This is a genomic window from Streptomyces sp. NPDC055189, from assembly GCF_053606765.1.
Map to the genome: position 1 here is coordinate 1 of NZ_JBSGSG010000115.1, position 26,720 is coordinate 26,720.

The 26,720-nt window shown below is 69.9% G+C and carries 25 protein-coding genes; 12 read left to right on the forward strand and 13 right to left on the reverse strand.

Annotation, left to right across the window (positions count from 1 at the left end; all coding sequences use genetic code 11):
• Positions 1–142 precede the first annotated feature (142 nt).
• From pucL to ACWFR3_RS42595, 5 genes are all read right to left on the reverse strand, one after another.
• Positions 143–1,066 carry a factor-independent urate hydroxylase gene (gene pucL / locus ACWFR3_RS42575; RefSeq protein ID WP_453740059.1) on the reverse strand — a complete coding sequence of 308 codons (924 nt, stop codon included), beginning with the start codon at positions 1,064–1,066 and terminating at the stop codon, positions 143–145.
• 5 nt (positions 1,067–1,071) lie between these two features.
• Positions 1,072–1,461, reverse strand: a complete 390-nt coding sequence (gene uraH, locus ACWFR3_RS42580) for a hydroxyisourate hydrolase (RefSeq protein ID WP_361044678.1) — start codon at positions 1,459–1,461, stop codon at positions 1,072–1,074.
• A complete protein-coding gene (gene uraD / locus ACWFR3_RS42585) occupies positions 1,461–1,973 on the reverse strand; it encodes a 2-oxo-4-hydroxy-4-carboxy-5-ureidoimidazoline decarboxylase (protein WP_453740060.1) in 513 nt (170 codons plus the stop codon). The genes uraH and uraD overlap by 1 nt, the downstream gene beginning before the upstream one ends.
• 168 nt (positions 1,974–2,141) lie before the next feature.
• On the reverse strand, positions 2,142–2,516 hold the full coding sequence (locus ACWFR3_RS42590) for a helix-turn-helix domain-containing protein (protein ID WP_453740061.1): 375 nt from the start codon (positions 2,514–2,516) through the stop codon (positions 2,142–2,144).
• Positions 2,513–2,773, reverse strand: a complete 261-nt coding sequence (locus ACWFR3_RS42595; RefSeq protein ID WP_453740062.1) for a hypothetical protein — start codon at positions 2,771–2,773, stop codon at positions 2,513–2,515. The genes ACWFR3_RS42590 and ACWFR3_RS42595 overlap by 4 nt, the downstream gene beginning before the upstream one ends.
• Before the next feature lie 125 nt (positions 2,774–2,898).
• On the opposite strand from ACWFR3_RS42595, the gene ACWFR3_RS42600 reads away from it, so the two are divergent.
• The 3 genes from ACWFR3_RS42600 to ACWFR3_RS42610 all read left to right on the forward strand — a co-directional run bounded on the left by ACWFR3_RS42600 (position 2,899) and on the right by ACWFR3_RS42610 (position 6,380).
• A complete protein-coding gene (locus ACWFR3_RS42600) occupies positions 2,899–3,726 on the forward strand; it encodes a TIM barrel protein (RefSeq protein WP_453740063.1) in 828 nt (275 codons plus the stop codon).
• Between the two features lie 92 nt (positions 3,727–3,818).
• Positions 3,819–4,709, forward strand: a complete 891-nt coding sequence (locus tag ACWFR3_RS42605) for a 2-hydroxy-3-oxopropionate reductase (protein ID WP_453740064.1) — start codon at positions 3,819–3,821, stop codon at positions 4,707–4,709.
• 213 nt (positions 4,710–4,922) lie between these two features.
• The gene (locus ACWFR3_RS42610; protein WP_453740065.1) at positions 4,923–6,380 is read left to right on the forward strand and encodes a catalase; all 1,458 of its coding nucleotides are present in this window, start codon (positions 4,923–4,925) and stop codon (positions 6,378–6,380) included.
• Between the two features lie 434 nt (positions 6,381–6,814).
• Here ACWFR3_RS42610 and ACWFR3_RS42615 read toward each other — a convergent pair whose 3' ends face one another.
• Both ACWFR3_RS42615 and gcl read right to left on the reverse strand, forming a co-directional pair.
• On the reverse strand, positions 6,815–7,390 hold the full coding sequence (locus tag ACWFR3_RS42615; protein ID WP_453740066.1) for a YdeI/OmpD-associated family protein: 576 nt from the start codon (positions 7,388–7,390) through the stop codon (positions 6,815–6,817).
• A gap of 71 nt (positions 7,391–7,461) precedes the next feature.
• A complete protein-coding gene (gene gcl / locus ACWFR3_RS42620) occupies positions 7,462–9,249 on the reverse strand; it encodes a glyoxylate carboligase (RefSeq protein WP_453740067.1) in 1,788 nt (595 codons plus the stop codon).
• Positions 9,250–9,526: 277 nt separating this feature from the next.
• On the opposite strand from gcl, the gene ACWFR3_RS42625 reads away from it, so the two are divergent.
• The 3 genes from ACWFR3_RS42625 to ACWFR3_RS42635 are packed head-to-tail and all read left to right on the forward strand — an operon-like array spanning position 9,527 to position 11,799.
• Positions 9,527–10,387 (forward strand): protein kinase domain-containing protein, encoded by an 861-nt coding sequence (locus tag ACWFR3_RS42625; protein WP_453740068.1) that lies wholly within the window; start codon positions 9,527–9,529, stop codon positions 10,385–10,387.
• An 18-nt stretch (positions 10,388–10,405) separates the two neighbouring features.
• Positions 10,406–11,131, forward strand: coding sequence for a hypothetical protein (locus ACWFR3_RS42630; protein ID WP_453740069.1), 726 nt, complete (start codon positions 10,406–10,408; stop codon positions 11,129–11,131).
• Positions 11,132–11,151: 20 nt separating this feature from the next.
• Complete coding sequence (locus ACWFR3_RS42635) at positions 11,152–11,799, forward strand: GNAT family N-acetyltransferase (protein ID WP_453740070.1); 648 nt, start codon at positions 11,152–11,154, stop codon at positions 11,797–11,799.
• Here ACWFR3_RS42635 and ACWFR3_RS42640 read toward each other — a convergent pair.
• Both ACWFR3_RS42640 and ACWFR3_RS42645 read right to left on the reverse strand, forming a co-directional pair.
• Positions 11,777–13,384, reverse strand: coding sequence for an AMP-binding protein (locus ACWFR3_RS42640; protein WP_453740071.1), 1,608 nt, complete (start codon positions 13,382–13,384; stop codon positions 11,777–11,779). The two genes, ACWFR3_RS42635 and ACWFR3_RS42640, sit on opposite strands and share 23 nt — an antisense overlap.
• A 185-nt stretch (positions 13,385–13,569) precedes the next feature.
• Positions 13,570–15,297, reverse strand: a complete 1,728-nt coding sequence (locus ACWFR3_RS42645; RefSeq protein WP_453740072.1) for an AMP-binding protein — start codon at positions 15,295–15,297, stop codon at positions 13,570–13,572.
• A 217-nt stretch (positions 15,298–15,514) separates the two neighbouring features.
• On the opposite strand from ACWFR3_RS42645, the gene ACWFR3_RS42650 reads away from it, so the two are divergent.
• Complete coding sequence (locus ACWFR3_RS42650) at positions 15,515–16,162, forward strand: LysE family translocator (protein ID WP_453740073.1); 648 nt, start codon at positions 15,515–15,517, stop codon at positions 16,160–16,162.
• Positions 16,163–16,198: 36 nt separating this feature from the next.
• Here ACWFR3_RS42650 and ACWFR3_RS42655 read toward each other — a convergent pair whose 3' ends face one another.
• On the reverse strand, positions 16,199–17,407 hold the full coding sequence (locus ACWFR3_RS42655; RefSeq protein WP_453740074.1) for a winged helix DNA-binding domain-containing protein: 1,209 nt from the start codon (positions 17,405–17,407) through the stop codon (positions 16,199–16,201).
• A gap of 64 nt (positions 17,408–17,471) precedes the next feature.
• On the opposite strand from ACWFR3_RS42655, the gene ACWFR3_RS42660 reads away from it, so the two are divergent.
• The 4 genes from ACWFR3_RS42660 to ACWFR3_RS42675 all read left to right on the forward strand — a co-directional run bounded on the left by ACWFR3_RS42660 (position 17,472) and on the right by ACWFR3_RS42675 (position 21,051).
• Complete coding sequence (locus tag ACWFR3_RS42660; RefSeq protein WP_453740075.1) at positions 17,472–17,672, forward strand: hypothetical protein; 201 nt, start codon at positions 17,472–17,474, stop codon at positions 17,670–17,672.
• A gap of 323 nt (positions 17,673–17,995) precedes the next feature.
• Complete coding sequence (locus ACWFR3_RS42665) at positions 17,996–19,168, forward strand: magnesium and cobalt transport protein CorA (protein ID WP_453740076.1); 1,173 nt, start codon at positions 17,996–17,998, stop codon at positions 19,166–19,168.
• 111 nt (positions 19,169–19,279) lie between these two features.
• Positions 19,280–20,230: an alpha/beta fold hydrolase gene (locus ACWFR3_RS42670; protein ID WP_453740077.1), complete on the forward strand. Its 951-nt coding sequence runs from the start codon at positions 19,280–19,282 to the stop codon at positions 20,228–20,230.
• Between the two features lie 83 nt (positions 20,231–20,313).
• The gene (locus ACWFR3_RS42675) at positions 20,314–21,051 is read left to right on the forward strand and encodes a MerR family transcriptional regulator (protein ID WP_453740078.1); all 738 of its coding nucleotides are present in this window, start codon (positions 20,314–20,316) and stop codon (positions 21,049–21,051) included.
• Between the two features lie 9 nt (positions 21,052–21,060).
• On the opposite strand, the gene ACWFR3_RS42680 is transcribed toward ACWFR3_RS42675, so the two are convergent.
• The 3 genes from ACWFR3_RS42680 to ACWFR3_RS42690 are packed head-to-tail and all read right to left on the reverse strand — an operon-like array spanning position 21,061 to position 24,679.
• Positions 21,061–22,221 carry an LCP family protein gene (locus ACWFR3_RS42680; protein WP_453740079.1) on the reverse strand — a complete coding sequence of 387 codons (1,161 nt, stop codon included), beginning with the start codon at positions 22,219–22,221 and terminating at the stop codon, positions 21,061–21,063.
• Complete coding sequence (locus ACWFR3_RS42685) at positions 22,218–24,314, reverse strand: bifunctional polysaccharide deacetylase/glycosyltransferase family 2 protein (RefSeq protein ID WP_453740080.1); 2,097 nt, start codon at positions 24,312–24,314, stop codon at positions 22,218–22,220. Before ACWFR3_RS42685 ends, ACWFR3_RS42680 begins: the two co-directional genes overlap by 4 nt.
• A complete protein-coding gene (locus ACWFR3_RS42690) occupies positions 24,311–24,679 on the reverse strand; it encodes a hypothetical protein (protein WP_453740081.1) in 369 nt (122 codons plus the stop codon). Before ACWFR3_RS42690 ends, ACWFR3_RS42685 begins: the two co-directional genes overlap by 4 nt.
• 646 nt (positions 24,680–25,325) lie before the next feature.
• Here ACWFR3_RS42690 and ACWFR3_RS42695 point away from each other — a divergent pair.
• Complete coding sequence (locus ACWFR3_RS42695) at positions 25,326–26,669, forward strand: phytase (protein WP_453740082.1); 1,344 nt, start codon at positions 25,326–25,328, stop codon at positions 26,667–26,669.
• Positions 26,670–26,720: the final 51 nt, after the last annotated feature.

The window sequence follows — 26,720 nt, forward strand, 5'->3', positions numbered from 1 at the left end:
TTTTTCTTCACTGTATTATAGTTCGTTTGGGGTTTAACTGGGGAATTTCGCCGCCACTTTTGCTGGTTGTGAATTTTGTTGTTTTCCCTGGGGGGGGGGGTCCCCCCCCCGGGTGGGGCGGGGGGGGGGCACGCGTCCCGTATCAGAGGTTGGTCATGTCGACCGGGATCTTCGGCTGGACCCCGTCCCTGAGAACCGTGGCCTCGATCAGGCCGTAGGGGCGGTCAGCCGCGAAGTAGACCTCGTTGTCGTTCTTCAGCCCGAAGGGCTCGAGGTCCACCAGGAAGTGGTGGTTGTTCGGCAGCGAGAAGCGGATCTCGTCGATCTCGCTCCGGCTGTTGATGACGCGCGAACCCATTTGGTAGAGGGTCTGCTGCAGCGAGAGGGAGTACGTCTCGGCGAAGGCCTGCAGGATGTGCTTCTTGGCCTGCGCGTACGACTTCTCCCAGTTGGGCATCCGGTCCGCGTCGCTGGTCCAGTTGTAACGCCAGGCGGCGGCGACGTCGGTGCACAGGATGCGGTCGTACGCCTCCTTCAGCGTCGTGTACTTGTCCTTGACGTAGCCCCAGAACTCCGAGTTGGTGGAGTTCATGACCGTGAGGTCCTTGAGCCCGGAGATGATCTCCCAGTTCTCGCCGTCGAAGGTGATCTGCGTGGTGCGCAGTTCCTGGCCCTTGCGGGCGAAGGAGTGGTTGACCTCGTCCGAGCCGATGAACTTGGAGTTGTTGTCCGAGGTCGCGATGCGCTCCCAGGAGTACTCCTCGATGCGGATGCGCGCGACCTTGATCGGCTCCTGGGACGTCACGAAGTGCCGGGCCAGGTGGATGCCGAACTGCTCGGCGGACTCGATGCCGTACTCCTTGGCGAACGCGTACACCGTGTTCTTGGTGGTGTCCGTCGGCAGGACGTTGGCGTTCGAGCCGGAGTAGTGCACGTCTTCCATGTCGCCGGAGAGCGCGACCGAGACGTTCAGGTCCTTGATGTGGTGGGTGTCGCCGTCCCGCGTGATCTTGACGACGCGGTTCTCTGCTTTGCCGTACTGGTTCTGGCCGAGAATCGTGGGCATGTCTGCTAGCTCCCTCGGTAAACGGAGTAGCCGAACGGGTTGAGCAGCAGCGGTACGTGATAGTGCTCGCCCGGGTTGACGGCGAACGTGATCGCCACCTCCGGGAAGAACGCACCGCTGTCCCTTACGCGGGGGGCGTCCTGCTGCGCCTCGGCTTGCTTCTTTGAGAAGTAGGTCTCGACCTCGAAGTCGAGTCGTACGTGGGTCGTGCCCTCCGGCAGGGCCGGGAGGTCCTTGCAGCGGCCGTCCGCGTCGGTCGCGGAGCCGCCGAGCGCCACCCACTCGGCGTCGCGGCCGCTGCGGGCCGTGAGCGAGATGGCGACGCCCTCGGCGGGGCGGCCGACGCTGGTGTCCAGGATGTGCGTGGACACCGAGGCGGTGGTGTCAGTGCTCATCAGTCGTTGTCCTCTTCCACGAGACGGGTCAGCCGGATTCGGTTGATCTTCCCGAGTTCGGTGCGCACGATCTCGCGCTCCTGCTCGGCGGTGTTGCCGATCCGGGTCTTGACCGCATCGCGCATCTGCTCACCGGTCGCGCCGGTGGCGCAGATCAGAAAGACATGACCGAACTTCTCCTGGTAGGCCAGGTTCAGTTCGAGCATCTCGGCTTTGAGCTCCTCGGAGGCCCCTGCCATGCCGCGCTGTTCGCGGGACGACGTGGGATCCCCCGGCTTCGGGCGGCCGATCGGCGGGTGCCCGGCCATCGCCTCGGCCAGATCCTCGTCGGTCAGCTCCGCCATGGCGGCGTCACTGGCGGCGAAGAGGGCTTCGACGGTGGGGTAAGGGCGCTGGGAGAGCAGTTTGCTTCCCCAGGCCGATGAGGCGCAGGCCTCGTGGAGAGCGGCGGTGGCCGCGCTCTCCGTCAAGGCGTTGAACCGGGCTGGGCCCGGCGTCGAGCTCGAAGTCACGGGTGCCTCCGTGGCCATACGGCCTTGTGCTGGACGGGCTGCGGATAGCTAACGCCAGCCGAAACACCACGTCAACACTTTGTTGAAAACTTTGAGTAACGAAGGCCACCGTCCGGTTAACGGACGGTGGCCTTTGGTACCGCTCTGACCTGCGAGGTTTCCGGCAGGTCAGGTGGAGCGGTTGAGGTAGTTGTACACAGTGAAGCGTGAGACGCCCAGCGCGCCGGCGACCGTCTCCACTCCGTGACGCACGGCGAAGGCGCCTCGCGCCTCGAGTATCCGTACGACTTCCTGCTTGGCCTTGCGGTCGAGCTCAGACAGCGGCATCCCGCGCTTGCGCTCCAGGGCGAGCAAGATGTGGTCGAGGGAGTCGGCGAGCTGCGGCAGGCGTACGGCGATCACGTCCTGCCCCTCCCAGGCGAGGACGACGTCGTCGGTGCCCGCCTGGTCGGGGGGCACCATTTCGCCGCCCATGGCGTCCACCAGCGGCTTGACGGCGGCCACGAAGGGATCGCGGTCGTCTCCGGGTCCGGATCCGGTCATTCGACGACCTCCCCCGACTCTCCGAGCACGTTCACCTGGAGCGAGACGCGGGTCGCGCCCGCCTCCAGGGCCTGGCGCAGCAGCGCGTCGACGGCGGTCAGGACCTCGTCCGCGCCGCCCTCCGCGGTGTTGCCGAAGGGGCCGACATCCACGGCGTCGAGGTCGGCCCCCTGAATGACGTCCCGGGCCACCACCGCATGCGCGGGCGCCTCGTCCAGGTCGAAGGGTTCGGTCGTGAACTCCACTCTCAATCGCACGCGCTCAACCTACTGCCGCGTGGCGATTTTCCGGCAGCCCCCTCTTGACAAGGGCGGATCCCCGACGGCAATCTTCCATCAGACAGAAATTAACTTCCGCTATACGGAAGGAGCGCGGAAGCCCCATGGGATACTCCGACCAGCGCTTCAATGTGAACCTGTCGATCCTCTTCACGGAACTCCCGCTCCTGGAGCGCCCCGCGGCCGCCGCCGCGGCGGGCTTCAAAGCGGTCGAGCTGTGGTGGCCCTGGGTCGACGCCCCCACCCCCGAGCAGTCCGAGCTCGACGCCCTGCGGGCAGCGATCACGGACGCCGGCGTAGAGCTGGTGGGCCTGAACTTCTACGCCGGTCAGCTGCCGGGACCGGACCGCGGCGCCCTGTCGATTCCGGGCGAGGAGAGCGAGAAGTTCCGCGCCAACCTCTCGGTGGCGGCGGACTTCGCCGAGTCCCTCGGCTGCAAGGCGCTCAACGCGCTCTACGGCAACCGGGTGGAGGGCGTGGACCCCGCGGTCCAGGACGAACTCGCCCTGGAGAACCTGGTGTTGGCGGCCCGCGAGGCCGACCGCGTGGGTGCGGTGCTGCTCATCGAGGCTCTGAACAAGCCCGAGTCGCCGCGCTGCCCGATCGTCAGCGCGGACGCCGCGATCGCGGTGGTGGACAAGGTGAACTCCGCGACCGGGCTCGGCAACGCGAAGTTCCTCATGGACCTGTACCACCTGTCCATGAACGGTGAGGACCTGCCGGCCGTCATCGATCGGTACGTGGCGCAGACCGCGCACGTGCAGATCGCCGACAATCCTGGCCGTGGGGCCCCCGGTACGGGGTCGCTCCCGCTGGAGGAGCTGCTCGACCAGCTCCGGAAGGCGGGTTACGAGGGATACGTCGGGCTGGAGTACAAGGCGGGCGACCGTCCCAGCTCCGAAGCCTTCGGCTGGCTGCCCGCTGCGGGCTAGACCGCCGCTTCGCGGCGGATGTCTCCCACCCGCCCACCCGGCACCCCGCACCCGATTCGTCGACGTAGACAAGCTTTAGAAAGGCTCTCACCATGAGCAACCTTCCCAAGATCGCGTGGATCGGACTCGGCATCATGGGGTCCCCCATGTCCGAGAACCTGATCAAGGCTGGTTACTCCGTCACCGGCTTCACCCTGGAGCAGGACAAGCTGGACCGCCTCGCCGCGGCCGGCGGCACGGTCGCCAAGTCGATCGCCGAGGCCGTCAGGGACGCCGACGTCATCGTCACGATGGTGCCCGCGTCGCCGCAGGTCGAGGCCATCGCCTACGGCGAGGACGGCATCCTGGAGAACGCGAAGTCCGGTGCGCTGATCGTCGACATGTCGTCGATCACCCCGCAGACCTCCGTGGACCTGGCCAAGGCCGCCAAGGACAAGGGCATCCGCGTCCTGGACGCTCCCGTGTCGGGCGGCGAGGCCGGCGCGATCGAGGCCGTGCTCTCCATCATGGTCGGCGGCGAGAAGGCCGACTTCGACGAGGCCAAGCCCCTCCTGGACGCCCTCGGCAAGACCATCGTGCTGTGCGGTCCGCACGGCTCGGGTCAGACCGTGAAGGCCGCCAACCAGCTCATCGTCGCCGTGAACATCCAGGCGTGCGCCGAGGCCGTCGTCTTCCTGGAGAAGTCCGGGGTGGACCTGACCGCCGCCCTCGACGTCCTGAACGGGGGGCTTGCGGGCTCGACCGTCCTGACCCGCAAGAAGGACAACTTCCTCAAGCGCGACTTCAAGCCCGGCTTCCGGATCGACCTGCACCACAAGGACATGGGCATCGTCACCGACGCCGCCCGCAATGTCGGTGCCTCGCTCCCGGTCGGCGCCGTGGTCGCCCAGCTCGTCGCCTCGCTGCGTACGCAGGGTGACGGCGGCCTGGACCACTCCGCGCTCCTGCGCGGTGTCGAGCGCCTCTCGGGCGCCGAGCTCTAAGCAGCCTCAAGAGGCTCCCGGAGCTCCCTGAACTTCCGGGTCGCGGCGGCGCTGACACCTGTCCTGTCGCGCCCAGGCGTCGCCGCGGCCCGGAAACCCATGCCTCATCGAAAACTTCAACAAACTGTTGACGTAGCTGTTCAGGCGTCCTTACGCTCACGTCACCTCACTCAGCAGTTTCAGTAGTCCGTACGGAAGGTCAACCTCGCCACCATGTCGAAGCGTGTGCTCACGACCGAGTCCGGCGCCCCCGTCGCCGACAATCAGAACTCCGCCACCGCCGGCGTCGGTGGCCCGCTTCTCCTCCAGGACCAGCACCTCCTCGAGAAGCTCGCCCGCTTCAACCGCGAGCGCATCCCGGAGCGTGTCGTGCACGCCCGTGGTTCCGGTGCCTACGGCTACTTCGAGGTGACCGACGACGTCACCGCGTACACCTCGGCCGACTTCCTGAACACCGTCGGCAAGCGCACCGAGACGTTCCTGCGCTTCTCCACGGTGGCCGACAGCCTCGGCGGCGCGGACGCGGTCCGTGACCCGCGCGGCTTCGCGCTGAAGTTCTACACCGAAGAGGGCAACTACGACCTCGTCGGCAACAACACCCCGGTCTTCTTCATCAAGGACCCGATCAAGTTCCCCGACTTCATCCACTCCCAGAAGCGCGACCCCTTCACGGGCAAGCAGGAGCCGGACAACGTCTGGGACTTCTGGGCGCACGCCCCCGAGGCGACGCACCAGGTGACGTGGCTGATGGGTGACCGCGGCATCCCCGCGTCGTACCGCCACATGAACGGCTACGGCTCGCACACCTACCAGTGGACGAACGAGGCGGGCGAGGCCTTCTTCGTGAAGTACCACTTCAAGACGAACCAGGGCGTACGCAGCCTGTCGGCCGAGCAGGGCGCCGAACTCGCCGGCAAGGACGCCAACTCGCACCAGACGGACCTCCTGCAGGCCATCGAGCGCGGCGTGAACCCGTCCTGGACGCTGCACGTGCAGATCATGCCGGCGGCCGAAGCGGCGGACTACCGCTTCAACCCCTTCGACCTGACGAAGGTGTGGCCGCACAGCGACTACCCGCTGCAGCGCGTGGGCCGTCTGGTCCTGGACCGCAACCCCGACAACGTCTTCGCCGAGGTCGAGCAGGCCGCCTTCTCCCCGAACAACTTCGTTCCGGGTATCGGCCCCTCCCCCGACAAGATGCTCCAGGGCCGCCTGTTCGCCTACGCGGACGCGCACCGCTACCGCCTGGGCGTCAACCACACCCTGCTCGCGGTGAACGCCCCCAAGGCGACCAAGGCCGACAACTACGGCCGTGACGGTCTCATGGCGTCCAACGCCTATGGCCGTGACCGCAAGAACTACGAGCCCAACTCGTACGACGGCCCGGCCGAGACCGGTCAGCCGCTGTCCGCCCCGCTGGCCGTGAGCGGCCACACGGGCACGCACGAGGCGCCGCTGCACACCAAGGACGACCACTTCTTCCAGGCGGGCGAGCTGTACCGCCTGATGTCGGCCGAGGAGCAGGCACGCCTGGTGGCGAACATCGCGGGCGGCCTCTCGCAGGTCAGCCGCGACGACGTCATCGAGAAGAACCTGGCCCACTTCCACGCCGCCGACGCCGAGTACGGCAAGCGCGTGGAGGAGGCAGTCCGCGCCCTGCGCGAGGACTAGAACTCCCGAGCTGCACCGGTGATTTGACGGGAGGTCAGTTCACCGGTGCTGTGCCCGCACCATCACGGACCCGGATGAGGGGTGGTCCCGTGGTGAAAAGCGGGCCGGACGAGGACCGCGGCGGCTCTGCGAGCCAGTGCGGTGGTGAAGGTCAGGCGGCTCCCTTCTCGACCTGAGGGAGGGGAAGTCGCCGGTCCATTCGCGGCCGCCGCGGTCCCAGCCGTTTTCTGGCCCCTGGGCCTTGGACTGGGCCCTGCACTGGGCCTTAAACCCATATGACTCCGTCCGGCAGCGCGTATGCATGTTCCGCCAGTCGCGCGCGGTCGGACGGCTACAACTCCTCAGCCAGAGCGGCGAGTACGGACGGTCCCGTGCTCGCCGCTCTTCTTTGTCCGCGGGTGCGTGGGGGCTGGTCGCGCCGTTCCCCGCGCCCCTTACGGGGCCTCGCCCGCCGCCAGCTTCGTCACCATCCGTTCGAGCCTCACAGCGCGCGTGGCGGGAGTCCTCGCCGTCATCAGGCGGTGCAGCACGACGTACTGGCCGGACTTGCCCAGGGCCTCGAAGGTCTCGCGCGCCGCCGGGCTCGCGGCCAGGGCCGCCCGCAGGTCGTCCGGGACCGTGGCGTTGCGCTGGGACTCGTAGGCGGCCTCCCAGCGTCCGTCCGCCTTTGCCGCCGCCACCTCGGCGAGGCCCGCCTCACGCATGCGTCCCGCGGCGGTCAGTTCCGCCACCTTCTGCACGTTCACCTTCGACCAGAGGCCGCGCGGCCGGCGCCGGGTGATCTTCTGCAGGTAGTACACGTCGTCGTACGACCTTCTCTGGCCGTCGATCCAGCCGTGGCAGAGCGCCACGTCGATGATCTCCCCCGCCGTCACGGACGGCACGCCCGAGGCCTTCTTGGCGACCTTCAGCCACAGGCCGGGCGCGGTGTCGTGGTGCGCGGTCAGCCAGGCGTCAAGGTCCGTGGCGTCCGGGCAGGTCATGACCTGCATCCCCTCCAGCGTCTCCATCCGCACACACTAAAGGGGCGGTCCACCCCGCTCGGGTGGACCGCCCCTCAGTGGGCCGTGGAGTTCTGCCGTCAGACCTTCAGCGGGCGGATGGCGGTGGGCGCGTGGCCCGGCTCGGTGGCGATCTCCTCGAACTCCTTGACCGCGCTGATGTCGGCCGTGGGGCTCATGGAGATGTTCGTGATGCGCTCCAGGATGGCCTCGACGACGACCGGGACCTGGTGCTCCTGGGCCAGCTTCTTGGCCTTCTCGAAGGCCTCGCCCAGTTCGTTCGGGTCCGTGACGCGGATGGCCTTGCAGCCCAGGCCCTCGGCGACCTTGACGTGGTCGACGCCGTAGACGCCGAGCTCGGGGCTGTTCTGGTTCTCGAACTCCAGGTTGACCTGGAAGTTGATGTCCAGGCCGATCTGCGCCTGGCGGATCAGGCCCAGGTAGGCGTTGTTCACCAGGACGTGGACGTACGGGATGCGGTGCTGCGCGCCGACCGCCAGCTCCTCGATCATGAACTGGAAGTCGTAGTCACCGGACAGGGCGACGACCGGGGTGTCGCGGTCCGCGGTGGCGACACCGAGCGCGGCCGGGATCGTCCAGCCCAGCGGGCCCGCCTGGCCGCAGTTGATCCAGTGGCGCGGCTTGTAGACGTGCAGCATCTGGGCGCCCGCGATCTGCGAGAGGCCGATGGTGGTGACGTAGCGCGTGTCCGGGCCGAAGGCCTTGTTCATCTCCTCGTAGACGCGCTGCGGCTTCATGGGGATGTTGTCGAAGTGCGTGCGGCGCTGCAGCGTCTCCTTGCGCTCCAGGTGGGAGGCGACCCACTCGGAGCGGTCGGGCAGCTTGCCCGCGGCCTTGAGCTCCTTGGCGACCTCGACGAAGAGTTCGAGGGCCACCTTGGCGTCGGAGGCGATGCCGAAGTCCGGCGCGAAGATCTTGCCGATCTGGGTCGGCTCGATGTCGACGTGCACGAACTTGCGGCCCTGGGTGTACACGTCCAGCTTGTAGCCGGTGTGACGGTTGGCCCAGCGGTTGCCGATGCCCAGGACGAAGTCCGACTCCAGGAACGTGGCGTTGCCGTAGCGGTGGCCGGTCTGCTGGCCGACCATGCCCGCGTTCAGGTCGTGGTCGTCGGGGATGGTGCCCCAGCCCATCAGGGTGGGGACGACCGGGGTGTTGGTGATCTCGGCGAACTCGACCAGGAGGTCGGAGGCGTCGGCGTTGATGATGCCGCCGCCGGCGACGATCAGCGGACGCTCGGACTCGACCAGGAAGGTGATGGCCTTCTCGATCTGGGCACGGGTCGCGGACGGCTTGTAGACCGGCAGCGGCTCGTAGGTCTCCGGGTCGAACTCGATCTCGGTCTGCTGGACGTCGATCGGCAGGTCGATGAGGACCGGGCCCGGACGGCCCGAGCGCATCAGGTGGAACGCCTGCTGGAACACGCCGGGGACCTGCGCGGCCTCCAGGACCGTGACGGCCATCTTCGTGACCGGCGTGGCGATCGACGCGATGTCGACGGCCTGGAAGTCCTCCTTGTGGAGCAGGTGCGTCGGCGCCTGGCCCGTGATGCAGAGGATCGGGATGGAGTCGCCGGTCGCGGAGTACAGACCGGTGATCATGTCGGTGCCGGCCGGGCCCGACGTACCGATGCAGACGCCGATGTTGCCGGGGTTGGCGCGGGTGTACCCCTCGGCCATGTGCGAGGCGCCCTCGACGTGGCGGGCGAGGGTGTGGTCGATGCCACCGCCCTCCTGGAGCGCCTTGTAGAACGGGTTGATCGCGGCGCCGGGGACACCGAACGCGTTGGTGACGCCCTCGCGCTTGAGGATCTCAACTGCCGCGCGGACAGCGGTCATACGAGCCATGGTGTTCTCCTGCTTCGACAACAGCTTCGACAGCTTCATCAGCTATTCGGCTGACGGATACGGCTGGCGGATCCGGCTCCCGTCGCGCCCCGCGGTGAGCTTCCGTTTTCCGCATTGTGGAAATTTTGTTCTGCTATATGGAAGCAATGTAGGCGGGGGCGGTGGAGACAGTCAAGAGAGGGCCGGGAACCGGGCCGCGCGGGGAGCGCGTCCCAGTCGTTGAATTCGGCAGCGAATTTCGGCAGTGAATTCGGGCCACACCATCGGGGGGTCACGCGTGGCCAGTTCACCGGGGTACGGCAGCTGGGCCACCGGGGCGCTGCTGGGGCAGGGGAGCCTCGGGCGGGTCTATCTCGCGCACGACGGGGCGGGGCGCGCCGCGGCGCTGCGGGTGGTGCACGCCTCGCTCGCCGGTGACCCGTCGTTCCGCGCGCGCTTCGCCCGCGAGGTCCTGGCGATCGGCGCGGTGCGGGGACGTCGCGTCGCCGCGCTGGTGGACGCCGGTCCGCACGACGCGGCGCCCTGGCTCGCCACGGAGTACGTCCCCGGTCCGACGCTCGCCGCGCGCGTACGGGATACCGGCGGGCCGCTGGGCGCGGCGGGACTGCGGGCCCTGGCGAGCGCGCTCGCGGGGGCGCTGGACGACATCCACCGGGCGGGGCTCGTACACGGGGGACTGCGGCCGTCGAACGTGCTCCTGGCCGCCGACGGCCCCCGCGTGGTCGATTTCGGCCTGACGCCAGGGGTGGGGACGGGGGCGGAGGCGGGGACGGGGGCATCGGGATATACGGCACCCGAGACCCTGGCACAAGGCGTGGCCAAGCCTCCCGCGGACGTCTTCTCGCTGGGCGCGGTCCTGGTCTTCGCGGCGGCGGGGCGCGGCCCCTTCGAGGCCGGAGGCGAGGACCCGGACCTGACGGGCGTACCCGAGGAGATCCTGCCCCTGGTCACCGCATGCCTCGCCGGGCACCCCACGGCGAGGCCCGCGCCCCGCACCGTCGCCCGCATGGCGGGCCTCCCGCTGCCGGGCAGCCGCCGCCGGGCCCTGACTCTGGCGGGGACACTGTTCTTGGCTCAACTAGCTGCCGTGGCAAGCCCACTTGGTGGACGATGGTCCGTACGAGCGGGCGAGCGGTGACGGTGACGGGTGAGGGTGATGACGGACAGCTGCGTCCCGGTGCGGTGCCCGGTATGTAGGCGCGAACATGTGTACGCTCCGCCGTCCTACCCCTGTGCGTGCGGCGCCCCGGTGGTACCGCCGGTGGCGCGCGGCGCGACGGTGACTCCGGTGACGGACCGGACATGGGCGGACGAGTGGGTGACCGTGCGGTGCCGTACGTGCGGCCGCCGGGACCAGTGGCCGCATCCGGAGCTGGAGTGCGGCTGCGGGGCGGTGCTGCGCATCCCGGTAAGGGCGGTACAGGCACCTGCACCAGCACCGCCCGCTCCGGCACCTCCGACCACCCCGCCGGCCCCGGCCCCGGCCCACGGCACCTCGCTCCCCCGACCCGCCTTCCAGCCCGTGCCGGTGCGGACGGCGCAGGACGCGGTGACGGTCGCGGCGCTGTACCTGCGGTGGCTGGGGTACGGCGACATCCGGGGCGGGGTGAAGCGGGCGCCTTCCGGAGTACGGGTGGCGGCGCGGGGCCTGATAGCCCTGATCGAACCCTCCGTACAGCCGTCGTCGCTCCGTGACGTGGAGTGCGTGTGGCTGAGCGCGATGGCCGAGAACGTCAGCTGCGTCTGCTTCTCCCTGGCGGGCTACGAGGAAGCGGCCCGGGCCCGCGCGGACTCCTTGTCGATCCCGTTGTTCGTCATCGACCTCACGGGAACGCCTCAGCCGGTGAACAACGCGGCGGACGAGCTGATGTCGACGGGGTAACGGCATTCTGGGGGTAACGGGTGGGTGGGCGGGAGACATCCGCCGCGAAGCGGCGGGCCAGAAAACCTCGCAGACGCCGGACGGCGGCCAGGCATACTCGCCAGATGCGCATCCGCCCAGCCACAAGTGCCGAGCTCCCCGCCCTCCAGGACATCGAACGCGCCGCAGGCGAAGCATTCCGCCCCCTGGGCATGGCAGCCATCGCCGACGACGAACCCCCCGCCATCGACCTGCTGGAAAGCTTCCGCGCCGCGGGCCGCGCCTGGGTGGCCGCCGAGGAGGACCGGCACGGGGACGGTGACAGCGACGGCACCCCCGTCGCGTACCTCATCAGCGAGCCCGTGGACACCGCCGAGCACATCGAGCAGATAACCGTGCACCCCCGAGCGGCGCGACTCCGCATCGGCCAGGCCCTGATCGAGCACACGGCCGAGCGCGCCCGCGAAGAGGGCCGGGAAGCCCTCACCCTGACCACCTTCGCGGACGTCCCCTGGAACGCCCCGTACTACGCCCGCATCGGCTTCCGCGTGCTCGCCGAAGCCGAACTCACCCCGGGCCTGCGGAAGATCCGCGCCCACGAGGCCGAGCTCGGCCTCGACCGCTGGCCCCGCGTGGCCATGCGCCGCGAACTCAGCCCCGGCCGTACTACGCCCCGTACCGCTCCCTGAGTTCGATCTTCCGCACCTTCCCGGAGACCGTCATGGGGAAGCTCTCCAGGATCCGCAGCCCCGCCGGGATCTTGTAGTGCGCCAACTGCCCCTCGCAGAAGCCCCGCAGCTCCTCCGGCGTCAGCGGATCGTCCGCGTCCCGCAGGATCACGCAGGCCAGCGGGACCTCCCCGTACCGCTCGTCCGGAACCCCCACCACCTGCACGTCCGCGATCTTCGGGTGCCCGTAGAGGAACTCCTCGATCTCGCGCGGGTAGATGTTCTCGCCGCCCCGGATGATCATGTCCTTGATGCGGCCGACGATCTGGACGTAACCGTCCTCGCGCATGACCGCCAGATCCCCGGTGTGCATCCACCGCCCGGCGTCGATCACCTCCGTCGTACGCGCGGGCTCGTCCCAGTAGCCGAGCATCACGCTGTAGCCCCGCGTGCACAGCTCGCCGGAGGCGCCGCGCGGCAGCGTCACGCCGCTGGCCGGGTCGACCACCTTCACCTCGATGTGCGGCAGGACCCGCCCCACCGTGCCGGTGCGCCGCTCCAGGTCGTCCGTGCGGCGGGTCTGCGTCGAGACCGGGGACGTCTCCGTCATGCCGTAGCAGATGGAGACCTCCTCCATGTGCATCTCGGCGACCACCCGCTTCATCACCTCGACCGGGCAGGGCGAGCCCGCCATGATGCCGGTGCGCAGCGAACTCAGGTCGTACGTCGCGAAGTCGGAGAGGTTCAGTTCCGCGATGAACATCGTCGGCACCCCGTACAGCGAGGTGCAGCGCTCGCGTTCCACCGCGTGCAGCGTGGCGACCGGATCGAAGGACGGGGCCGGGATGACGATGCAGGCGCCGTGGGACGTGGCCCCAAGATTTCCCATGACCATGCCGAAGCAGTGGTAGAAGGGCACGGGCAGGCACACCCGGTCCTGTTCCGTGTAGCCGACCGTACGGCCCACCCAGTAACCGTTGTTGAGGATGTTGTGGTGGGAGAGGGTCGCCCCCTTGGGGAATCCTGTCGTGCCCGAGGTGTACTGGATGTTGACCGGGTCGTCACAGCTCAACTCGGCTTCACGTGACGCCAGTTCCGCGCCCGTCACCCTCCCCGCCGCATCGAGCAGTTCGTCCCACGAGCCGTCCCCGATGTAATGGACGGACCGCAGTTCGGGACAGCCGGGCCGCACCTGGTCGACCAGCGCGCGGTAGTCGCTGGACTTGTGCGACTGCGAGGCGACCAGGAGCGTCACCCCGGCCTGCTTGAGCACATAGTCCAACTCATGCGCGCGGTAGGCCGGGTTGATGTTCACCATGATCGCGCCGATCCGCGCGGTGGCGTACTGCACGAGCACCCACTCGGCGCAGTTCACCGCCCAGATGCCGACACGATCTCCCTTGGCGACCCCCGCCCCCATGAAGCCGCGCGCCAACCGCTCGACGGCGGCACCGAATTCGGCGTACGTCCAGCGTGCCCCCGCTGCCACGTCGACCAGCGCGTCCCGGTCGGGCCAGGACCGGACCGCCCGGTCCAGGTTGCGCCCGATGGTGTCGCCCAGCAGCGGCGTACCGCTCACACCATGCGCGTACGAGAGTTCACTCACCGGAAAGTCCTCCTCGCGGGACTCGGCGTCGGAGCCCGCGGGCCTTGCGAAGCACGGCGCCAAGTGTGACCCGAGGGTCAGCGCCGCGTCGACCCTCGCGCACCTTCGCGTGTCCTGAACCGCCCGGTCGGCTCACCGGGGGCCGGCGCGGCCGACCGCACTCACCCCTTCGACTTCGACCGCACTCATCCCTTCGACCGCTCCAGCCACTCGTCCGCCGAGCCCTTCGCCGTCCGCTCGCGCAGTTCGACCCGCCGGATCTTGCCCGAGATGGTCTTGGGCAGCTCCTCCGTGAACTCGATGCGCCGGATGCGCTTGTAGGGAGCGAGCACCGACCGGGTGTACTCGAAGATCGCCGCCGCCGTTTCGTCGCCCGGCTTCCAGCCCTTCGCGAGCACGACGTACGCCTTCGGGACGGCGAGCCGCAGCGCGTCCGGCGCGGGCACCACCGCGGCCTCCACCACCGCCTCGTGCTCCAGGAGCGCGCTCTCCAGCTCGAAGGGCGAGACCTTGTAGTCGGAGGACTTGAAGACGTCATCGCTGCGGCCGACGTAGGTGAGATACCCCTCGGCGTCGAGCGAGCCGATGTCACCCGTGCGGTAGTAGCCGCCCGCCATCGACTCGGCGGTGCGCTCCGCGTCCCCGTGGTAGCCGGTCATCAGGCCCACCGGGCGTGCCGACAGGTCCAGGGAGATCTCCCCCTCCGCCGCTCCCGGTTCACCGGTGACCGGGTCGAGGAGAGTGACCTTGTAGCCGGGGCTCGGCCGGCCCATCGAGCCGGGCGTCAGGCGCTGGCCCGGCGAGTTGGCCACCTGGACCGCGGTCTCCGTCTGGCCGAAGCCGTCCCGGATCACCACACCCCAGGCGCGGTTCACCGCCTCGATCACCTCGGGGTTGAGCGGCTCACCGGCCGCCACGATCTCCCGCGGCGGCGTACGCAGCTGGCCCAAGTCGGCCTGGATCAGCATCCGCCACACCGTGGGCGGCGCACAGAAGCTGGTGACGCCCACCCGGTCCATCTCCGCCATCAGGCTGCCCGCGTCGAAGCGTGTGTAGTTGTAGATGAAGACCGTCGCCTCCGCGTTCCACGGGGCGAAGAGGTTCGACCAGGCGTGCTTGGCCCAGCCCGGCGAGGAGATGTTCAGGTGGACGTCGCCGGGCTTCAGCCCGATCCAGTACATCGTCGCCAAGTGCCCGACCGGGTAGGACACATGGGTGTGCTCCACCAGCTTGGGCTGTGAGGTCGTGCCCGAGGTGAAGTAGAGCATCAGCGGGTCGTCGGCGGCCGTGGGGCCGTCCGGCTCGAAGGTCCGCGCGGCCGAGGCCGTGTCCGCGTACGACAGCCAGCCCTCGCCCTCGCCCTCGCCCTGGGAGTCGGAGTTCCCGACCACGATCCTTGTGTACGTGCCGGACACACCGGCGAACTTCTCGACGTCCTCGCCACGGACGATCACATGCCGCGCCCTGCCCCGCTCGATCCGGTCCCGCAGATCCACGGTCCCGAGCAGCGGTGTCGCCGGGATCATCACCGCGCGCAGCTTCATCGCGGCGAGCGCGGTCTCCCACAGCTCCACCTGGTTGCCGAGCATCACCAGGATCCGGTCACCGGCCCCGACGCCCTGCTCGCGAAGCCAGTTGGCCACCTGGTTCGAGCGTGCCGACATCTCGGCGTAGCTGAAACGCTGCTCGGTACCGCCCTCCTCGGCGATGTGCAGGGCCGTGCGGTCGTTGCCGTCGGCGATCGCGTCGAACCAGTCGAGAGCCCAGTTGAACCGCTCGAACCGGGGCCAGCTGAACCCCTCGTACGCGGCCTCGTAGTCCTCACGGTGCCGCAGCAGGAAGTCCCGGGCCGCGCGGAACTGTTCCGTGCGGCTGCCGCTCGTCGTGCCCGTCGTCGTGCCCGTCGTCGTCATTGCGCTCTCCTCGTCGCCGGTCCGGGGGCCCGGGACCTTTGCCGGTCCCTTCGCCGGGATCATTGCCGGACGCTACGTAGCATCGTGTAATTCGTGATGCGGATCTCACCACCCCCGGGTGGGGTGTCCCGGTGCCGAGCGCCTTCCGAGCGCTTGACGAGCGCATACCGATCGACGTCGACAGCGGCTTGAATGGGCTGCGGAGGGGGTGATGGGCATGGTGTCCGCAGACCGTTTTCTGGCCTTCGCCGCGATGTCGCTGCTGGTGATCGTGATTCCGGGCCCGAGCGTGCTGTTCGTGATCGGCCGGGCCCTGGCCCATGGCAGACGCACTGCCGTGGCGACGGCGCTCGGCAACGTCTTCGGGTCGTACGTTCTGGTGCTCGCGGTCGCGTTCGGCGTCGGTTCGCTCGTGGAGCGGTCGGCCGCGGTGTTCATGGCGGTGAAGCTGGCGGGCGCCGCGTATCTGGTCTTCCTCGGTGTGCAGGCCTTCCGGCACCGCAAGGAGATGCGGGCAGAGTCCTTGGGGACGCCCGCCCCCGGGGAGGCGCGCTCCGACGTACGGACGGTCCTGGACGGGGCGCTCGTCGGCGTGACGAACCCGAAGGGCATCGTGTTCTTCGCGGCGGTGCTGCCCCAGTTCGTCGACCACTCGGCGGGGCAGCTGCCCGCGCAGATGCTGCTCCTCGGTCTCGTCCCGATCAGCATCGGCCTGGTCACAGACACGTTGTGGGGCCTGACGGCATCCGCTGCCCGCACCTGGTTCGCCCGCTCCGACCGGCGGCTCTCGATGATCGGCGGGGCCGGGGGCGTCACGATGATCGGGCTCGGCGTGACGGTCGCGGCGACGGGGCGGGCGGAGTGAGACTGACTCTGAGGCCGAGGCTGGGACTCCGGCTGCTCAACGCGTGATGACCGTGCCGAAGCGGATGTCGTACGTGGTCGCCTCGCTCAGCGGACCGCGGAGCAGCCGCTCGGCCTCCTCCGTCAGCTCACGGCGTTCCGCGCCGGTCAGGGTCCCGAACGGCTCGATGGTGAGGACGACAGATCCCCTGTCCTCCCCCGCACCCTCCTCGATGCGCCACACCCCCGCGAGGAATCCGTCGACGAGGAAGACGCTGTAGGCGAAGTTCCCCTTCCAGGTGCGGCCCTTGTACCCGGGCGGCACGACGCGACTGCGGTCGGCGTGCGAGAGGAGGAGGTTGTCGTCCTCGGGAAGGAAGCGCGCCGGAGCCGGGGTGTCCGCGTCGGGGCGGGGCGCGTCAGGGAGGTCGAAGAGCTCGACGCCGCTCTCGTCCCTGAACGTGCGCAGTTGGGGCCGCAGCCGCTCGAAGGCCTCCCGAAGCCGCGTCAGGCCCGCCCAGGTCTGCATGTCCTTGACGGATGCGGGCCCGAAGGCGGCGAGGTAGCGCAGGACGGTGGCGTCGGGCGTGGGCACGGGCTCGCTCGGGCGGCCGAGCCAGTGCTCGGCGGTGGTGAGAGCGACCTGCCCGCTGCGCCCCCACAGACCACGCGGGGTGACCTGGACCAGCGGCAGCGAGCAGCGGGCGGCGACAGCGAGTGACTGCGGGTCGGCGTCGGGCCAGTGCGGCAGCAGGATTTCCCGCAGCTGCTTCATGGTCCGGGGTTCCTCCTCGACGGCGGCGCGGGCGAGCGAGGCGAGCTCGCCCATGTCGACGCCGGTGAGCCCTTTGCGGAAGGCGTGCAACTCACGGTCACGAGCGCCTTGCACCAGCGGACGCAGGGTGAGGACGTCGTCGGCGGTGTGCAGATGGATGGTCGAGCGCATCGTGACGATGCGTACGAGATCGCGCGCGGCGAGCAGCCCGGACAGGTCCTGCGGGCCGAAGCCTTCGAGCCGCGCGGCGAGCGCGTAGTAGGGCGGCTTCACGTTCTGCGCCTGGAGACCGAGGAGGTGGGTGACGGCCCCCTCGACGGAGAGGCCGGCCGAGCGACGCAGGAGGAGTTGACGGTCGAGGGTGGCGCGGTTGAGGGCGCGGGTGCTGAGTAGGGGGGCGGTGCGCGGCCGGGCGCCGGCCGGCTTCGACGCGGTGGACTTACCCGACGCGGTCGACTTACGCGGTCCGCTCGACTTGCTCGGCTTGCTCAACTGGCTCGGTCCGCTCGACTGGCTCGACGCAGGCGACTTGCCCGGCTTGCTCGACTTGCCCGGCTTGCTCGACGCACGCGACTTACCCAGCCCGCCCGACCGGCTCGACGCACTCGACTTACCCGGCCCGCCCGACTGGCCCGACGCACGCGACTGGCTCGGCCCGCTCGACCGGCTCGACGCACTCGACTTGCCCAGCCCGCTCGACTGGCTCGGCCCGCCCGACTGGCCCGGCCCGCCCGACTGGCTCGGCTCGCTCAACTGACTCGGCTTGCTCGACGCACTCGACTTGCCCGGCTCGCTCGACTTGCCCAGCCCGCCCGACTTTCCCGACCCGCCCGACTGGCCCGACGCACGCGACTTCCCCGGCCCGCCCGACTGGCTCGGCTTGCTCGACCGGCTCGGCTTGCTCGACTGGCTCGGCTCGCTCGGCGTGCCCGGCGTCTTTGTCATGCTTCGCACGCTAGTGGGGGTTGCGGACATCTGCTGTCCGCAAGTGTGTCGAGACGGTGCCACGCTCGCGACTTTTGGGCCGTATATCCTCTTCGAGGCCGCAAAGACACACGTTCGACCTCGGAGGCATCCAGCATGGCGGAGCGCCGGACCCGTCCCGTACCGGGCGAGAAGAGGCACGGCTGGCGGCGCAGCGCCCCGGTCAGGGCTGCTTCGGCTCAGGGAAACGGAGCCGCCGGAAACCCCGGGGCCGCGCCCGCGGAACCCTCCCCCGCACCTGCGGAGGCGGCAAGCGTCGTGGAGGCCGCGCTCTACCGCGACGGAGTCCGCGTCGCGACGCCCTCCTCCCTCGCCGACACCTTCCGGGAGCTGCGCGAGCAGCGCGACGGCATGGCATGGATCGGCCTCGCACGCCCCACGGAGGCCGAACTCCTCTCCCTGGCCGCCGAGTTCGACCTGCACGAGCTCGCCGTCGAGGACGCGATGGAGGCCCACCAGCGCCCGAAGCTGGAGCGCTACGGCGAGACCCTCTTCGTCGTCCTGCGCGCGGCCCGCTACCTGGACGCCCCGGAGGAGGTCGACTTCGGCGAGCTGCACGTGTTCGTGGGACCCGACTTCGTCATCACGGTCCGCCACGGCGCGGCCCCGGACCTGACCGCCGTACGCCGCCGCATGGAGGAGAGCCCCGAGCTCCTCAAGCTCGGCCCCGAGGCGGTCCTGTACGCGATCCTGGACGCGGTGGTCGACGGTTACGCCCCGGTCGTGGCAGGCGTCCAGAACGACATCGACGAGATCGAGACGGAAGTCTTCAGAGGCGATCCAGCGGTCTCCCGCCGCATCTACGAACTCTCCCGCGAAATGGTGGAGTTCCAGCGGGCGACCCGCCCCCTGGTGGCGATGCTGCACTCCCTGATGGCGGGCTTCGCCAAGTACCGCACGGACGAGGAACTACAGCGCTACCTACGCGACGTGGCCGACCACGTCACGCACACCAGCGAACGCGTGGACGGCTTCCGCCAGGCACTCACGGACATCCTCACGGTCAACTCCACGCTGGTCACACAGCAGCAGAACGCGGAGATGCGGGCGCTGGCGGAGGCGGGGTTCGAGCAGAACGAGGAGATCAAGAAGATCTCGTCCTGGGCGGCGATCCTGTTCGCACCCACGTTGGTGGGAACGATCTACGGCATGAACTTCGACGAAATGCCGGAACTGCACTGGGCGTTCGGCTATCCCTTCGCGATCGGCCTGATGGCCGTGGTCTGCGTGAGTCTCTACTTCATCTTCAAGCGGCGGGACTGGCTGTAGCCGAGGCGGTTCAGGCGGTGGCCTGGGGGCGCGTCGCCAGCACGTCGGAGCAGCCCGGCAGTGGAGCGCGGAGTTGACCCTGACCCTGCGTCAGGGTTGGAGCCTGGGGGCATGACGAACCACAGCACTTCCCCTTCCCCTTCCCCTTCCCCTTCCCTTTCCCCCACACCGGACCGGCCCGCTCCGCCCGTCGGGGGTTTCCAGGAGATCGACGGGCGCCGCGTTTTCGTGCACCGGGCGGGCAGCGGCGGTCCTGCCGTGGTGTTTCTGCCGGGGGCCAGCGCGGTCGGGCTTGACTACCTCGGTGTGCAGCAGGAGGTTTCGCAGTTCACCACCGCCGTGGTGTACGACCGCGGCGGTACGGGGTACAGCGACCCCCTGCCGCTGCCGCGCACCGCCGCCGCCGTTGCCACGGAGCTGCGCGAGGTGTTGCGCGCCGGGGGCGTTCCCTCCCCGTACGTTCTGGTGGCGCACTCCCTCGGCGGCTTTTACGCCCACCGGTTCGCGCAGCTGTACCCGCGGGACGTGGCCGGGCTCGTCTGGCTGGACGCCTTTCACCGTGACTGGGACGACTTCATGCCTTCGGAGGCGAGCCTGGCCGCGGTCGAGCGGATGGCGCCCGGTCGGGAGCAGTTGGAGCAGGCGCGCCCTGCCCTGCGCGAGATGTTCGGCGCGCTGCTCGACGGGGCCGGCTACCCGGCGCACGTGCGGGAGGCGCTGGTGGATGCAAAGGTGAGTGACGAGTGGACGGGCGTCGGTATCGCCGAGCGGTCCAAGTTGGCCGACCTCGCGTCCGAGCTGCGGGACGGGCCCGGCGTTCCCGACGTACCGGTGGTCGCCCTCACCGTGGTGGGCACCGATCCCGGACAGCAGGCCCTTGCGTCGGAGCGGACGTTGCGGGAGATGCACGACGGCAGGACGAGGCTGGACGCCGCCCTGGTGGGCTCGGTCTCGCACGGACAGCAGCGGATACTCTCCGACACCGCCCACCACCGGCTCTGCTTCGACCGGCCCGACGCCGTGATCCGGGCGATCCGCGACGTCGTCGACCGGGCTCAATAGGTCTCCAGGTCTCCATAGACTGCAGACTGCACTCCGCAGACCGCGGACCGCACCACAGACCGCACGCAGAACCCGGGAGGACAGTGCTCACGATCAGCCAGCTCGCGGCGACCGCCGGAGTGACCGTGCGTACCGTTCGCCATTACCACCACGTCGGCCTGCTGCCCGAGCCCGGTCGCGACGCCTCCGGCTACCGCCGCTACAGCGCGCAAGCGGCGGTGGATCTCATCCGGATCAGGACCCTCGCCGACGCGGGGGTGCCGCTGGCCCGTATCGACGCGCTGCTGCACGCACAGCCCGCCGAGTTCGCCGCGGCCGTCACCGACATCGACGCCGAACTGCGGCGCAAGATCGACCGGCTCACCGAGTACCGTCGCCGGATCACCGAACTGACCAGCGGCGAACGGCTCGTGCTGCCTCCCGACGTGGTCGCCGTCCTGGACCGGCTGCGCGGTCTCGGGGTCAGCGAACGGCGGGTGCGGATCGAGCGCGACTCGTGGATCCTGATGCAGGCGGTGGACCCGCACATGGTGCCGCGGCGGATACGGGAGAAGAACGCCGAACTGGACGACCCCGAGACGACCCGCCTGTATCTCGCCTGTGATCGAGCGGCCGGCTGGGATCCGCACGATCCACGACTGGATCAGCTCATCGACGAACTGGACGCCCTGGAGATCAAGCACGAGCGGGACAGCGAGCGCGCGGGGTACGTGCGGCTGGTCTCGTCCCGGATCTCCGAGGCGTCCCCGGCGTGGCAGCGCATCATCGATGCGCTCGCCCACCGCGCCGAGCAGCGCCGGAACTCGGGTCGGACGACCTGACGGAGGCTGCTAGCGGCGCGTTCCGCCCGTCTCCGTGACCGGTCTGTCGTGGCGCAGGTCGTCGAAGAGCCGGGCCGACCGCTCGGCGTCCCACTTCAGTACGTTGCCCTTGGATGTCGGCACGCCGAAGCCGGACACCGGCACGTTGATCCGCTTGCCCTTCCCGCCCGAGACGCTCTGCACGGCGCGGAACATCTTGCTGAGGTCGGGCAGGCTCATGTCCTCGTCGACGATGAGGGTGTCAAGGCCCGCCTGCACGGCCGGGCCTATCTCCGTCGGGTCGAAGAGGGTGTCGGGGGTGGCCGCCTGGTGGGCCAGGGTCGACAGGAACTTCTGCTGGTTCTTCGAACGGCCCAGGTCGCCCTCCCTCTCCTGGTGTCGCTGGCGGACGAAGGCGAGTGCCTGCTTACCGCTCAGGGTGTGGCAGCCCTTGCGCAGGTCCGCGCCCGACTTCTCGTCCTTGATGTCCCGGTCCAGGCACATCCGTACGCCGCCGATGGCATCGACGATGTTCACGAACCCGGCGAAGCCGATCTCCGCGTAGTGGTCGATGCGCAGCCCGGTGTTCTGCTCGACGGTGTGCACGAGGAGTTCGGGACCGCCGTAGGAGAAGGCGGCGTTCAGCTTGTCGCCCTCGGGCCGCTTCGTCTTGCCGGTCTTGGTGTCCAGGCGGCCGGGCAGCGTGACCCAGGAGTCGCGCGGCAGGCTGACCATGCTGGATCCGTTGGCCCCGGTGTGCAGCAGCATCATCGAGTCGGTGCGCCGCCCGCCGCCCCCGCCGGCCCGAAGTTCCTGCACGGCGTCCTCCGAGAGCCCGTCGCGGCTGTCCGAGCCCACGATGAGGTAGTTGGTGCCTTCGCCGGGCGGCGGGCGGTCCCCGTACGCTCCGAGGTCGACGTCACGGTCGAGCCGGGTCTCCGCCCAGCCGTAGGTGCCGCCCGCCACGACGACCACGACGCCGAGGAGGACGAGCACCGCCCGCCGCAGCTTCTTGTGCTTCTTCGGCTGCCGGGCGTGGGCGCGCCGTGGCCCGTAGCGGGAGCTGGGCCGGTCGGCGAACCGCTCGCGCGCGGTGGAGCCCTCCGGGGCTTCCGGGGCTTCCGGGGCCGCGCACAGGTCCCCTGCCGGGGGCGTGGTGCGGTCGGCCCCCTGGTCGAGTTGGTCCGTCATGGTCGGCTCCCTTCCAGGCTCCGCCGTTCCTCTTCGGGCGGCGTTTCGAGGAGATACGGATCGGCGGTGCCCGTGCGCTGCATGCTGTGCCATTTCAGGCGGGTGCCGAGCAGTGCCGTGGTCACGGAGTGGATGACCACCAGGTACATCAACTGCCGGTATACGAACTGCTGGAGCGGGAGCACCCACAGCACGCGCAGCCGTTCGCGGTCGAGCCGCAGGGCGTACGCGGCGGTGACCAACTGGACGGAGAGGAAGCCGATCCAGACGAGGGCGGCCTCCACGGGGTCGCGGAACAGGAGCCCGAACAGGGCGAACATGTCCACGACCGGCGCGCACAGCGGCAGGACGATCTGGAACAGCGTGACGTAGAGCAGTACGCGCCGGCCGAAGCGTCCGGCGGGGCCGACCTCCGTCACCGCGTGGCGGTGCTTCCACATCGATTGGAGCGTTCCGTAGCACCAGCGGTAGCGCTGTCGCCACAACTGCCGGATGGTGACGGGCACTTCGGTCCAGGCGACCGCGGACTCCTCGTAGACGACACGCCATCCGGCCCGCCAGAGGGCCATCGTGAGGTCGGTGTCCTCGGCCAGGGTCTCGTCGCTGACGCCGCCGACGCCCATCAGGGCGTCCCTGCGGAAAGCGCCGATCGCTCCCGGCACCGTCGGCATGCACTCCAGGACCTCGAACATCCGCCGGTCGAGGTTGAAGCCGAGTACGTACTCCAGGTGCTGCCACTTGCCGAGCAGGCGCCGCCGGTTGCCGACCTTGGTGTTGCCGCTGACCGCGCCGACCGCCGGGTGGGCGAGCGGCTGGACGAGACGGGCCAGGGCTTCGGGTTCGAAGATGGTGTCCGCGTCGACCATCACGACGATGTCGTGGCGGGCGTACGCCAGGCCGGTGTTGAGGGCGCTCGGTTTGCCGCCGTTGGGCTGCCGGATCACCGTCACCCGCGGGTCGTCGATGTCCTCGGCGATGTCGGCGGTGGCGTCGGTGGAGCCGTCGTCGATCACGATGACCTGGAAGTGCGGGTGGGTGGAGGCCAGCAGCGAATACACGGTGGAGGCGATGCCCGCCTCCTCGTTGTACGCGGGGACGAGGACCGTCACCGGGTCCCGCACTTCCCGCAGCCGTGGCGCGCCCGGCCGGTACCGGTGCAGCCTGCGCACGTGCAGCCGGGCGAACAGCATGAACAGGAACATCCGCAGGACACCGAGGACGCCAGCGAGCGTCAGCGTCCACACCATCACGGTGAGGAAGGCGCGCCCGAGCTTCTGCGACCAGATGAGGCCCTCGCCCTTGATCTCCTGCGCGACCGGCACCTCGTCGACGAACGAAGCGCTGCCGAGGCCGCCGCTGACCGTGGTGAACCACTTCACCCCGCGGTCCTTCAGGAGCTCCTCGGCCTCGCGGTAGCCGAGGTCGGTCTGGCTGTGCTGCGACACGAGGCCGCGCCACGGCTTGCGGTCCTTGTAGTCCGAGGCGACCACCAGGTAGCCCTGCGCCGCCGCTCGCCGGGCGGCGGGCCACTCGGGGCCGCAGAGCGTGTCCGCGGCCGTGGTGTGGGGCAGCCGCAGCAGGGTGGTGTTGACGCCGGCCGCGCCCGCGAGAGCGCTCTGTGTGAGGGACAGTTCCAGGCGTGCGCGCAGCGGCGACGCGACGCCGAGGTCGCCTCCGCTGTAGGTGTACGAGCCGACCTCGTGGCCCTCGCGCACGATGCGCCGCATCAGCTTCGGATGCCGGGCCGCGTCCTTGCCGTAGACGAAGAAGGTCGCCCGTGCGTGGTGTCTGCGCAGCAGGTCGAGCAGGCGCGGCGTCCACTCCGGGTCGGGCCCGCCGTCGAAGGTGAGCGCGACGGTCCTCGGCGGCATGTTGGTGGTGGTGACGCCGTTGGGGCCGAATCGGAGGATCGGCTTTCCGTCGTCCGCCTCGCGCGGGATCGGGCGGGTGCACGGCGGCTTGGTGCGTGCGGCGTCGACCTGGTGGGTCGTCCAGCCCTCGAAGAGAAGGGCGACGACGACCACCAGCAGGACAAGGAGGAGGACGAGCCAGTGTCCGCGCGGCGGGCGGTGGACAGCGGCCTGCCGGCTCACTGCCCCTGGCCCCCGGCCGGCGGGACGGTTCTGCCGGCGGGCGGGCGGCGTTCGTGGCGGTCCGCGCGGGCCCCGGCCTGCGACCGGCCGGCGTCGGCCCTGGCCTGCGACCGGCCGGCGTCGGCCCTGGCCTGCGACCGGCCGGCGTCGGCCCTGGCCGGTGTGCCGGAGCCGCGCTGCGTGTCGCCGGTGTCCCGGCCCGCGGGCGCCGGTGCGTTCGTGCTCGGCGGTTGCGTGCCGACGGGCTGCATGAGACCGCTCATCAGCGTGCCGACGAACAGCAGATAGCCGAGGCAGGCGCCGCCCACGATCACGGCCATGCCTTGCAGCGTCCGCTTGCGCCAGCCCGACTGGTCGATGAACACGGGGATTTGTGGTGCGTCGGGCCGGGGACGCGGCCGCACGGGCGCCGCCCTGGGCGCCCGTTCCTGTCCTGGCGGGCCCGGAGGGCCGGGATGTGCGGACGGCAATCGCCCGTCGTGCGGTGTGCTGGCTATGTGGGGGGTGCCCTGCACTGGTGCTCCTGGTCTGTGGCCGCGCACGCGCGACTCTTTATGTGGGGGGACGGGCCCGAAGGCCCGCTGTACTGCCCGTGAGACATCAGGAGCCGCACCCCGGAGCCGGGCGCGCACGGGTGGGCTCCCGTACGCGCGCATGCCCTGCGCCCTCTCCGGGTGGGGCCGGAAAAGCCGCGTACGCATGTGCCCCGACAAGGGCCAGGAGGCCAGGATGCAGCCGTCAGCCGTCACGCAGCCCCCGACCCTACTCGGGCGAACCGGGTCGGGCACCCCCGACCGGACGGTGGCGGCGGTCACTCCGGGGCGCGGCAACACACCGTTAACCGGGCGGCAATCGGGTTGCCCGCCCGGCGGCGGAGGGCCGCGGGCGGGCGACACCGCCCGTTCACCTCGCGGTCCGCTGTCCGACGCCGTATCTGCCGGGCAGGCTTCACGGCAAGATCACATAGTGCTCTCTGTCATTAAATGCCCATGACAGAGAGGATTCCCTACCATGGCCAAGTCCCGCAGAGACCAGTCCCGCAGGCAACAGTCCCGCAGACACCGGCTCCCCTACGGCCGGCTCGCTCTCGTCACGGCTGTCGCGGCCGTCACCGCGACCGTGCCCCTGAACTCCGGCGCCTTCGCGGCCACGGCACTGCCCGCCGTCGAGCCGCGCGCCGAAACCCCCGCCCTGCACGACGACGAAGCGGGCGGTGACGCGGACGCCGACGACCCGGCGATCTGGCGCAACACCGCGGATCCCGGCCGCAGCCTGGTCGTCGCCACCGCCAAGCAGGGCGGGCTTCGCGTGTACGACCTCGACGCGCGCGAGGTGCAGTCGATACCGGCGCCCGCCGCGCCCGGCCCCGATGACGCGCCGGGGCGTTTCAACAACGTCGACCTGGTGCACGGCCTTCGCCTGTCGTCGGGGCGCGCGGACCTGGCGGTGACCAGCGACCGCGGCAGCGACCGGCTGCGCGTCTACCGCATCGACCGCGACCGCGCGGGCGGCCCGCTCACCGATGTCACCGACCCGTCCGCGGCGCCCGTCTTCTCGTCCTCGCAGGAGGAGATCAACGAGCAGCGCACGGCGTACGGCCTCGCGACATGGACGGACACCTCGACGGGCCACTCCTACGCCCTGGTGAGCCGGCGGGAGCGGACGCGCCTCGCGCTCCTGGAGCTGACTCCAAAGAGCGGCGGCACGGTCGGCTACCGCAAGGTCCGCACCCTCGATCTGCCCGCCAACTTCCGTCTGCCGAACGGGACTTCGTGGCCCCCGTGCGGCGAGCCCGGCGAGCTGCCTCAGGTAGAGGGCATGGTGGTGGATCCGGCCAACGGCACGCTGTACGCGGGCCAGGAGGACGTCGGCATCTGGCGGCTGCGCGCCGACCTGACCGGCAGGCCCCAACTGGTCGACAAGGTGCGGGAGTACGGCGTCCCGGGGACGTACGACCCAACGACCGAGGAGTGCGCCGCGGGCGCCGACCCGGGCTACGGCGGCAAGCGCCTCAAGGCCGACGTGGAGGGCCTGACGCTCCTGAACCAGGGCGACGGCGACGGATATCTGCTGGCCTCCAGCCAGGGCGACAACACCTTCGCCGCCTATGACCGCGAACTGTCCGACCGCAACGAGTACGAGGGCGGCTTCCGTGTCGCCGCCGCCTCCTCCGCGCTCGACGGCTCCGAGGAGTGCGACGGCGCCGCGGTCCTGGGCGAGCCGCTCGGCGACAGGTACCCGCACGGGCTGCTCGTCGTGCAGGACGGTCACGACGCGCCCGGCGACCCCGAAAGGCCTTCCACGAACTTCAAGTTCGTGGATCTGGGTGACGTGCTGGACGCGGTCGACGACTGACACCGCGACACCGCGCACCCTGGCGGGCAATGATGGCGGCGGCCGCGGCGG